We start from the raw sequence: 9,665 nt of genomic DNA on the forward strand, positions 1-9,665 counted from the left end.
CGATTACGATCGATCTGGAGGCGGAGACGATGTCGGTGTTCCGCGACGGCTATGAGATCGGCGCCACCGCGATCCTCTATGGCGCGGACGAGAAGCCGACCCCGCTCGGCGAGCACAAGATCACGCAGAAGAAGGTGCACCACATCTCCAACCTCTATGGCGCACCGATGCCGTACATGATGCGCCTTACCAACGACGGCGTCGCGATCCACGCCTCGGAGGTCGAGATGGGCGCCGCGACGCATGGCTGCATCGGCGTGCCCTTGCCCTTCGCGAAATTGCTGTTCGCCCAGGCCAGGCTCGGTGACCGCGTGATCATCACCCGCGGCAAGCGCCTCGGCATGGGCGGGGTGATCGCGGGGAGCTGAGCGGGCCACGCCCACCCTTTGTACGTCGTCCCCGCGAGACGGGGATCCGTTGACGTTGGCGTTGCGGATCGAGCCTATAGATCAACCAGAATGGATTCCCGCCTTCGCGGGAATGACGGAATATGCGTTTTGCGCGCAAGCCACGGGAAGCACTCGATTTGCATGCGGCCTATTTTGCGGAGCATATCCGCAGGAGAAGTCCCATGACCCTCGTTCATACCGACATCGATTCGCCGGTCGGCACGCTGCGGCTGGTCGCCAGCGACGCCGGCCTCGTCGCGATCCTCTGGCCCAACGAGCGTGCCGGCCGCGTCCCGCTCGGCCCCTCCGTCGAGGATGCGGCGCATCCGATCCTCGTCCAGGCGACCGCGCAGGTCAGCGAATATTTCGCCGGCGAACGCCGTATCTTCGACGTCCCGCTCGACTTCCGCGGCACCGAGTTCCAGCGCAGCGTGTGGCAGGCCCTGCTCACCATCCCCTATGGCGAGACGCGCAGCTACGCCCAGATCGCGCGCCAGATCGGCCGCCCTACCGCGAGCCGCGCGGTCGGCGCCGCCAATGGCCGCAACCCGGTCTCGATCATCGCGCCGTGCCACCGCGTGATCGGCACCGGCGGCGCGCTCACCGGCTTCGCCGGCGGGCTCGAGGCCAAGCGCATGCTGCTCGACCTCGAAGCGGCTTGAACCAGCCTTGCCGCGCCGCGCCCCGGATCGGGCCATTCCGGCGCAAACCGTGCCGTGGCGCGCTTGACTCGTTTCCAACGGTTAATGAAGATCGCTTGGTTGCATGGCATTGGGGGGTGTCGATGCTGAAGCGGGGGATGATCTCGATCGCTGCCTTGTTCGTCGCGCTGCCGGCGCTCGCCGGGCAGAGCGACGAGGAACGGCTGCGCGAGCTTATCAAACAGGCTGAGCAGGCTCGTGCCGAAGCACAGACCGCGCTGGAACGCGCCGACGCCGCTCTGGCGGCGGCCCAGCGCGCTCTCGCCAACCGTGCGCCGATGCCCGGGCCGATCCCCGCCGCGACGCCGCCGAACGAATGCGACGATGCCTTCGGTGAAGCGGCCGCCGCCGGCAAGCCCGAGCGCCTGTCGACCGCGAACTGGATGCTCAAACCGGGCGACCGAGAAACCAACAATGCCGACGAGAAGGTCGACGGTCTTAACAAATATGCCAAGACCTGCCTCGGCCTGACCAAGGCGAGCCAGTACAAAAATACCACCGATCTCAGCCTGCAGCTCGCGGGTACCAAGGGCGACGGCGTGCTCGACGCAGTGATTTCGCGGACGATCCGGCGGTTCAGCGAAGTCGCGCCCGACGGCATCCTGTCCGACGACGACCGGTTCCGCTCGAGCTATACCAAATATCTCGTCGGCGGGTTCGGCGCAGCCGGCACCGCGGGCGACGCCTCGCTGTTCAATCTCACCGATTTCGAGTTCAGCACCGGCATCGGTTTTCAATTCGGCGTCGAGTGGGGGCGCTCGGCGGCAAAGAGTCGGAAAGAGCGTCGCGAGGCGATCTATGACGGGATCGCCAAGGCGCGGCGCGAGTGCGTCGCGTATCATGGCGTGCTCGATCCGATGAACGCTGGCGACCAGACGCGGGACGTGGTGCGGAATCCGGACGCGATCGGCAAATGTGAGGGTGCCGCGCTGGTCAAGTGGATGGAGGCGGAGAGCCGCAACTCGGGCTATTGGTCCGAAATCGTGGCGCCGCTGTGGGGCCACAAGGCGGAGTCGGAGATCTTCGCGGGCTGGCTATTCCGCTACGGCTATTCCGACATCAAATATCGTCCGATCAAGGATCCGGCGACGGGCAACGTGATTGCCACGACGCTGCCTGGCGAGATCGAGCTGCACACCGAGCCCTTCTCGATGAAGGGCTATGCCGGCTTCATGCGCCCATTCAAGATGGGCGAGCGCGGCGGCGGAAAGGTGGGCGGCACCTTCTCGCTGACATGGCGGCGCGAATACAGCTTCGTCGACAAGACCAAGGACCAGCAGGTCTGCTTTCCCGACTCGGCCGGTGCTGGCTTCGACCTGTGCAAGTCGATGAACCTCGCCGCACCCTATGAGCTCGAAGGGCTGGTCGCGGGCGGCTCGCTCAACCTCCAGATTCCGCGCTTCTGGTATCTCCCCCAATTCGCGGCGAGCCTGCGGCCGAGCTATGCCTTCGACACGGATCGCTGGGGACTGGAGATGCCGCTGTTCCTGCTCACCGACGCCGACGGCAAGCTCAACAGTGGCCTCAAGTTCAACTGCCGTTTCAAGGGGCGGACCCGGCAGGGGCTCGAGTTGCCGGAGGAATGCGGGATCGGCATCTTTGTCGGCACGAATTTCGATCTGACCAAATAACCATGCCCGCGCGGGGAGGGGTTCGACAAGCGCGTGCGCTTCGCTAAACCCGCGGGCATGACCGATCTGCCCAGGCCCCCCGTCGCCGCCACCCGTCCCCACAGCTTCGAGCGCCATGGCGTGACGATCGAGGATCCGTGGAACTGGCTGCGCGACCCGGGATATCCCAACGTCACCGACGAGGCGGTGCTTGCCTATCTCGAGGAGGAGAACGCCTATTACGAGGCGGTGATGAAGCCGCTCAAGCCGCTCGCCGACACGCTGTTCAAGGAGATGCGCGGCCGCATCAAGGAGGATGACGCGACCGTTCCCCAGAAGGACGGTGACTGGCTCTACTGGACCGATCACGAGACCGGCGGCGAATATCGCCGCTGGTGGCGCAGGCCGGTCGGCGGCGGCGAGGACCAGCTGATCCTCGACGAACCCGCGCTCGCCGCGGGGAAGGAATATTTCAGCCTCGGCGGCTTCTCGGTGTCCAACAACGGCCGCTGGCTCGCCTATGCCTATGACGATACCGGCTCGGAGCGCTTCCTGCTCAAGGTCAAGGATCTCGAAACCGGCGAGCATCTGCCCGACGAGATTCCCGGCATGCTCTCCGACATCGTCTGGACCTCGGACGACAAGGGCTTCCTTTACGGTCTCGCCAACGAGCAGTGGCGCACCGACAATGCCCGCTACCACCGCCTCGGCAGCGACCCGGCCGAGGATATCGAGCTCTACAAGGAAGCCGATGAAGGCTATCGCGTCGGCGTCGGCGAGACCCAGTCGCGCAAGTGGATCGTCGTCTCGACCGGTGACCATGTGACGAGCGAGGTGCGCCTGCTCCCCGCCGACGATCCGCTCGCCGAGCCGATCCTGGTCGCGCCGCGCAAGCCCGGCCGCGAGTATGATGTCGAGGAGCATGACGGCATGCTCTTCATCCACACCAACGACACCCACACCAATTTCCGCCTCGTCACGGCCAACCTCGACGCGCCCGGCGAATGGCAGGAGCGCATCGCGCCCTCGCCCCATTTCTACATGACCGGCGTCACCACCTTTGCCGACTTCTTCATCGTCGAGGGGCGCGAAGACGGGCTCGATCAGATCGAGCTGCACCGCTACGACGGCGGCGCGGGTCAGCGCATCGCCTTCCCCGAGGCGAGCTATGTCGCCAGCCTCGGCGACAATCCCGAATATGCGATGGACGTGCTGCGCATCGGCTATGAATCGATGGTCACGCCGGGCACCGTCTACGACTATCACGTCGCCACCGGCGAGCTCGAGGTCCGCAAGGTCCAGGTCATCCCTTCGGGCTATGACGCGTCGAAATACGCGACCGAGCGGCTCAAGATCACCGCGCGCGACGGTACCGAAGTGCCGTGCTCGATCGTCTATCCGAAGGACTTCCCGCGCGATGGCACCGGCAAGCTCTATCTCTACGCCTATGGCGCGTACGGCTATGCGATCCCGCCGGGCTTCTCGACCGCGCGCATGTCGTTCCTCGACCGCGGCGTCGCCTTCGCCATCGCGCATATCCGCGGCGGCGACGATCTCGGCCAGCAATGGTATCTCGACGGCAAGCTGGAGAAACGCGCCAACACCTTCAACGACTTCGTGGACGTCGCGAAGGGGCTGATCGAGCGCGGCTTCACCCATAAGGGCGGCATCGCCATCGCCGGCCGCTCGGCCGGTGGCGAGCTGATGGGCGCGGTGGTCAATTCCGATCCCGAGCTGTGGGCCGCGGTGGTCGCCGACGTGCCCTTCGTCGACGTGCTCAACACCATGCTCGACGACAGTCTGCCGCTGACCCCCGGGGAATGGCCCGAATGGGGCAACCCGATCACCGACGCGCAGGCGTTCGAGCTGATCCGCGGCTATTCGCCCTATGACAATGTCAGGCCCCAGGCCTATCCGCCGATGTTCATCTCGGGCGGCCTCAACGATCCGCGCGTCACCTATTGGGAGCCGGCCAAGTGGGCGGCGAAGCTGCGCGCGACCAAGACCGACGACAATGTCCTGCTGCTCAAGACCAACATGGGCGCGGGCCATGGCGGCAAGTCGGGCCGTTGGGAGAGCCTGCACGAGGCGGCGGAGGAGAATGCCTTCATCCTGTGGCAGCTCGGCGTCGCGCAACCGGAGTAGCGCCATGCAGATCGCGGTCCTCACCCTCGACGGCTATAACGAACTCGACAGCTTCATCGCCGCCGCGATCCTCAACCGCATGCGCGGCAAGGGCTGGGCGGCGCACATCGCCTCCCCCACCGAGGAGGTGACCTCGATGAACGGCGTCACCGTCCGCCGCCAGCGCCCGCTCGACTTCGCCGCCGAGGCCGACGCCGTGCTGATCGGCAGCGGCATCCGCACGCGCGACCATGCCGCCGATGCCGACCTCCTCGCGCGCCTCCGTCTTGATCCCGCGCGCCAGCTGATCGGTGCGCAATGCTCGGGCACGCTGCTGCTGGCGAAGCTCGGCCTGGTCGGCGATCTCCCCGCCTGCACCGATCTCACCACCAAGCCCTGGGTGATCGAGGCCGGCGTCAACGTGATCGACGCCCCGTTCGTCGCGCACGGCAATGTCGCGACCGCCGGCGGCTGCCTGTCCTCGCAATATCTCGCCGCCTGGATGATCGCCCGCTTGGGCTCGCTGAAGGACGCCGAAGAAGCGATCCACTATGTCGCTCCGGTCGGCGAGAAAGCGGAATATGTCGATCGTGCGCTCGGCGTGGTGCGGCCCTTTGTTGAAGGCCATGCTTCGACGCCGCAATTGGCGCCCGCCTGACCGGCTGGCGCGGGGGAGGGGACGAGGATGATGCGCTGGTTGGCTGCGTTCGCCCTGGTTCTGACCTGTGCCGTCTCGCAAGCGCGGGCGGACAGCTGGGTGCCGGCGCAGAGGGAAACCTATCTTTCTCCCGATGAACGAACGCGCCTGACGGTCATTCCGCGCGGCGTCGATACGCTCGCCTATTTCAAGGACAAGGTGGCGAAGAAGGAACCCGCCGGTCAGGCGCCTGGAGAGACGCGCACTACGGCGCACGCCGTGCTCGAACGGCGCGGCGAGACGGGCGGCTGGACCCGGATCTGGGAAGCCCCGCTGGTCAACGAGGTGGCGCCGGTCAGCGCGCTCGTCGCCAATGGCGGCCAATATGTCGTCACCTTCGACAACTGGCATGCGGTCGGCTACGGCCCCGATGTCGTGGTGATCTATGGCGCGGACGGCAGGCATGTCCGCTCCTTCGCGCTCGTCGATCTGCTTCCCGGTTCCTACGTCCGCGGGCTCCCGCGTACCGTGAGCTCGCTCTGGTGGGGCGGCGAGCACCGCCTGTCGTCGGACGGCCGCCAGCTCATCCTGTCGATCGTCGTGCCCAGTGACGATGCCCCGCCCGACGCGCGCGAGATGGTGGAGATCGCGATCGATCTCGCTTCAGCGAAGCCGGTGCCGCCATCGGGTCCGGCCTGGGAACGCGCGTTGGCGCAGGCGCGGAAGGTCGCGCAGGCCCGCAAGGAGGCCGTCGCCCCTCTGCGGGTCGCCTTCGCCGCGCCGCTGGGCGCGCCGCGGACCGCTGACGAGGCGGCTTGGTCGGAATATCTGCGTGGGGCGTTCATGCGCCTCGATCCGAGGAGCGATGTATTCCCCCGTGCCTTCGTTCTCGAGGCACCCGGCAGGGCCGGCCATCGTGAATCCCAAACCGCGCTTTACGCGGCTCTGCGAAATACGGACCATGCCTCCAGCTTCGGTAATGTGTTGCTGCTTGCCTCGCTCGCGCCGCCGGATCAGTTCGTGCAGATCCTGCGCGATGGTGTGCAACCGGTCCGTCCCGGAACGATGAAAGACGTCCATGTCTACGTCGCCATTCCGGCCGCGTGGCGCGATCAGGTCGCCGCGATCCTCGCGCCCACCGGCGCCGCCTTCACCCACATCGATCCCGCCGTGCCGATCCCGCAGGACCCGCAGCGCCTTGCCGACCTGCGCGCCGCCGAAGCCGAAGAGGCGGCGGAAGAGGCCCGCGAATCCGCCCCGCGTCCCTGACCGGCCGATCTGCCGCCAAAAAAAGGCACCACCCCGGCACGGAGCCGGGGTGGCGAGTGGGATGAGCGTTTATTCCCCCTCCACCGCCAGTTCCTCCAGCTGCGTGCGCCGGTGGCAGCTATGGCAGAAGGCGTAGTCGAACAGCTCCGCCAGCACCCAGGCCTGCGTCTCCACGTCCCACGCCGCCCAGGCCTCGCGCGTCACCCCCGGCGTGCCGCAGCCATCGCATACGAAGATGATCCGCCCCGTCTCGCTCACCCGCGCATGTTAGCGGGAGACCGCGCCGATTTGGCGACGATCCGCTCCGAAACGGATATATCGCCGGTCGCTCCATTCCGGCGGAAAGCCCCGCCGAAACCGCGCCGTCTGGCAAGGATTTGGTGAGGCGCGGCCCCTAAAATCGTTGCGCATGAAAGAACCGTTCGACCTGCATCAGGCGCGCACCGCCCGGCGCTCCTGGCACGGCGCGCATCTCGAATCGCGCATCTTCAGCCGCCAGCATCGCCGTCGCCCGCGCCTCCGCTTCCTCCGCATCGAGCTGGTGACGATGGCCCTCGCCGGGATCTTCGCCGGCCTTGGCTGGGCAGCCTGGCCGATGCTCGCGGGCGAGGGGGCGGCCGCTGTCGAGGTCGGCGCCACCGCGTCGCAGGCGCACCGCTCGTTCGCATTGTTCGCCGATGGCGGAAACGCTCCGGCACCCGCCGCCCCGGCACATGCCGCCGCCGCGCGCTTCGGCTTCTGCCACACCGGCGGCGGCGCGAACTGCGTGGTCGATGGCGACACCTTCTGGATGCGCGGGATCAAGATCCGCATCGCCGACATCGACACGCCCGAGACGCATCCCGCGCGCTGTCCCCGCGAAGCCGAGCTCGGCGCGGCGGCGACGCGGCGGCTGCGGGCGCTGCTCAATTCGGGCGACGTCGCGCTGGCTTCGGTCGGCCGCGATGCCGATCGCTATGGCCGCAAGCTGCGGGTCGTGTCGGTCGACGGCCGCGGTGTCGGCGACGTGCTGGTCGCCGAGGGGCTCGCCCGGCGTTATGCCGGCGGTCGTCGTGACGGGTGGTGCGATTGACCGTGTGAAAGGGCGGAAGCTGCATTCGCGAACGCTGTCCGCGCGAATGCCGCTCCCGCCCTCCCGGACGGGGTCCGGGCCACGTAGCAGTTCAGGAGATCAGCACCGCATCAGCGCGGCGAGAGCATCGACACCTCGGTCTCGACCATCACGCGGCCGGCGGGAATACGGATGCCCTTCTCCGCCATTTCCTTGCGGAAATCCTTGTCGGCGTCGGCGACCTCCGCCTCGTACTCGGCATAGGCGTCGACCCGGTCGGCCTCGTCCTTGGCGTCGGCGAGATCCTTGCGCAGCTCGCGCTTCGCCTCGCTGATCGATGTCTTGTAATCGAGATAATGGTGGTTGCTGTCGTCATAGATGTGCGCGGTGCGATCATGCGCCAGCGCGGGGGCGGCGGTGAACGCGGGGACCGTCAGAGCGGCGAGGGCCGCGGCGGTGATACTCAGGGTACGCATCGTTCGTTTCCTCATGTTGCCATGAACCGGCGCAAGAACGGGCGGTCGCGTCGCCGGGTTGCCGGGGCGGGAGCCGGCTTCACGCGCGTGCCTGCGGTGGGGCGGGACGAAGCGTGGCGGGGAAAGGCCGGACCGATCCCGCGCAAATATGGCGGCGGACCGTCCCCTTCACATGGGGTTCACCCCGCCGCCACAATCCCGCCCGATTCCGCCGTCGCGCCGGATCACCCGCGCGCGACGACGAGATGCAGCGCGCGCTCGCCCTGGGCCTGCTCGGCCACGCGATAGCCGAGCCCGGGCAGGTCGATCCCCTCGAGCAGCGCCTCGCCCTGGCCGAGCAGCACCGGCGCGATCGCCAGATGCATCTCGTCGATCGCGCGCGTCTGCAGATAGTGGCGTACCGTCGCCACCCCGCCGCCGATGCGCACGTCCTTGTCGCCCGCCGCGGCGCGCGCGCGTTCGAGCGCCACCTCCGGCCCCTCGGTCACGAAGTGGAACACCGTGCCGCCGTCCATCGCCAGCGACGGCCGCGCGTGGTGAGTCAGCACGAACACCGGGCAGTGATAGGGCGGGTTGGGGCCCCACCAGCCCTTCCATTCGTGATCGGGCCATTCGCCGCGCACCGGCTCGAACATGTTGCGCCCCATCACCCAGGCGCCGAGCCCCGCCATGCCGCGCACCGTGAAGTCGTTGTCGACGCCTTCCGCGCCGCCCTCCTTGCCGTACATCGACTTGAAGTGCCGCGACTCGACCATCCAGCCGTGGAGGTCCTCGCCGCCTTGGCCAAGCGGATCCTCCACGCTCTGCTCGACGCCTGCGCCGTAGCCGTCGGCCGAGATGCTGAAGCTGCTCACGCGGATCTTGCTCATCGTCGGTCTCCTAACTGCTTGTAAATTGCAACCAGTTGCAGACTAGTCAAACTGATTGTATATTGCAAGCAGTTTTTGGAGGATGGAATGAGTGAGCCGCGATCGGGCTGTCCGATCAACCTGACGCTTGAGGTACTGGGCGACCGCTGGAGCCTGGTGGTGATCCGCGACATGATGTTCGGAAACCGGCATTATTTCCGCGAGCTGATGCGCGGTTCGATAGAAGGGATCGCCTCCAACATTCTCGCCGACCGGCTGAAGCGGCTCGAGGCGCGCGGGCTCGTCACCAAGGCCGACGATCCCAGCCACAAGCAGAAGACGCGCTACAGCCTCACCGAGCCGGCGATCCAGCTCCTTCCCTTGCTGGTCGCGATGGGCGCCTGGGGGCGGCGGCACCTGCCGGTCACCCCCGAGCTCTCGATCCGCAATCAGCTATTGGAAGAGGGCGGGCCCGATCTGATCGCGGCCTTCATGGCCGAGCTGCGCGTCGAGCATCTCGGCGCCGCGCCCGATCCCGCCGCGACGCCGGTGCGCGAACG

11 protein-coding genes are annotated in these 9,665 nt (G+C 67.2%); 8 read left to right on the top strand and 3 right to left on the bottom strand.

Going from position 1 to position 9,665, the window contains the following annotated elements; translation table 11 throughout:
- The 6 genes from ABDV68_RS15985 to ABDV68_RS16010 form a co-directional block, all read left to right on the top strand.
- Window positions 1-368 (top strand): L,D-transpeptidase family protein (locus ABDV68_RS15985; protein ID WP_343521095.1); only part of this gene is annotated, 368 nt, incomplete at its 5' end.
- A gap of 203 nt (window positions 369-571) precedes the next feature.
- Window positions 572-1,051 carry a methylated-DNA--[protein]-cysteine S-methyltransferase gene (locus tag ABDV68_RS15990; protein ID WP_343521096.1) on the top strand — a complete coding sequence of 160 codons (480 nt, stop codon included), beginning with the start codon at window positions 572-574 and terminating at the stop codon, window positions 1,049-1,051.
- Window positions 1,052-1,173: 122 nt separating this feature from the next.
- A complete protein-coding gene (locus ABDV68_RS15995; protein WP_343521097.1) occupies window positions 1,174-2,721 on the top strand; it encodes a hypothetical protein in 1,548 nt (515 codons plus the stop codon).
- Between the two features lie 57 nt (window positions 2,722-2,778).
- Window positions 2,779-4,845: a S9 family peptidase gene (locus tag ABDV68_RS16000; protein ID WP_343521098.1), complete on the top strand. Its 2,067-nt coding sequence runs from the start codon at window positions 2,779-2,781 to the stop codon at window positions 4,843-4,845.
- A 4-nt stretch (window positions 4,846-4,849) separates the two neighbouring features.
- The gene (locus tag ABDV68_RS16005; RefSeq protein ID WP_343521099.1) at window positions 4,850-5,482 is read left to right on the top strand and encodes a DJ-1/PfpI family protein; all 633 of its coding nucleotides are present in this window, start codon (window positions 4,850-4,852) and stop codon (window positions 5,480-5,482) included.
- 27 nt (window positions 5,483-5,509) lie between these two features.
- On the top strand, window positions 5,510-6,730 hold the full coding sequence (locus ABDV68_RS16010) for a hypothetical protein (RefSeq protein ID WP_343521100.1): 1,221 nt from the start codon (window positions 5,510-5,512) through the stop codon (window positions 6,728-6,730).
- 69 nt (window positions 6,731-6,799) lie between these two features.
- Here the strand turns inward: ABDV68_RS16010 and ABDV68_RS16015 are convergent, their stop codons facing one another.
- The gene (locus ABDV68_RS16015; RefSeq protein WP_343521101.1) at window positions 6,800-6,988 is read right to left on the bottom strand and encodes a hypothetical protein; all 189 of its coding nucleotides are present in this window, start codon (window positions 6,986-6,988) and stop codon (window positions 6,800-6,802) included.
- 151 nt (window positions 6,989-7,139) lie between these two features.
- Here ABDV68_RS16015 and ABDV68_RS16020 point away from each other — a divergent pair, with 151 nt between their 5' ends.
- Window positions 7,140-7,802 carry a thermonuclease family protein gene (locus tag ABDV68_RS16020; protein ID WP_343521102.1) on the top strand — a complete coding sequence of 221 codons (663 nt, stop codon included), beginning with the start codon at window positions 7,140-7,142 and terminating at the stop codon, window positions 7,800-7,802.
- A gap of 110 nt (window positions 7,803-7,912) precedes the next feature.
- On the opposite strand, the gene ABDV68_RS16025 is transcribed toward ABDV68_RS16020, so the two are convergent.
- Entirely contained in the window at window positions 7,913-8,257 is a 345-nt protein-coding gene (locus ABDV68_RS16025; protein WP_343521103.1) for a hypothetical protein, read from the bottom strand.
- A gap of 224 nt (window positions 8,258-8,481) precedes the next feature.
- Window positions 8,482-9,126 carry a dihydrofolate reductase family protein gene (locus ABDV68_RS16030; RefSeq protein WP_343521104.1) on the bottom strand — a complete coding sequence of 215 codons (645 nt, stop codon included), beginning with the start codon at window positions 9,124-9,126 and terminating at the stop codon, window positions 8,482-8,484.
- A gap of 87 nt (window positions 9,127-9,213) precedes the next feature.
- Here ABDV68_RS16030 and ABDV68_RS16035 point away from each other — a divergent pair.
- The coding region (locus tag ABDV68_RS16035; protein WP_343521105.1) for a helix-turn-helix domain-containing protein at window positions 9,214-9,665 on the top strand (452 nt) is incomplete at its 3' end.

The sequence above is a fragment of the Sphingomonas sp. genome (assembly GCF_039595165.1).
In the GTDB taxonomy this organism is placed as follows: Bacteria; Pseudomonadota; Alphaproteobacteria; order Sphingomonadales; family Sphingomonadaceae; genus Sphingomonas.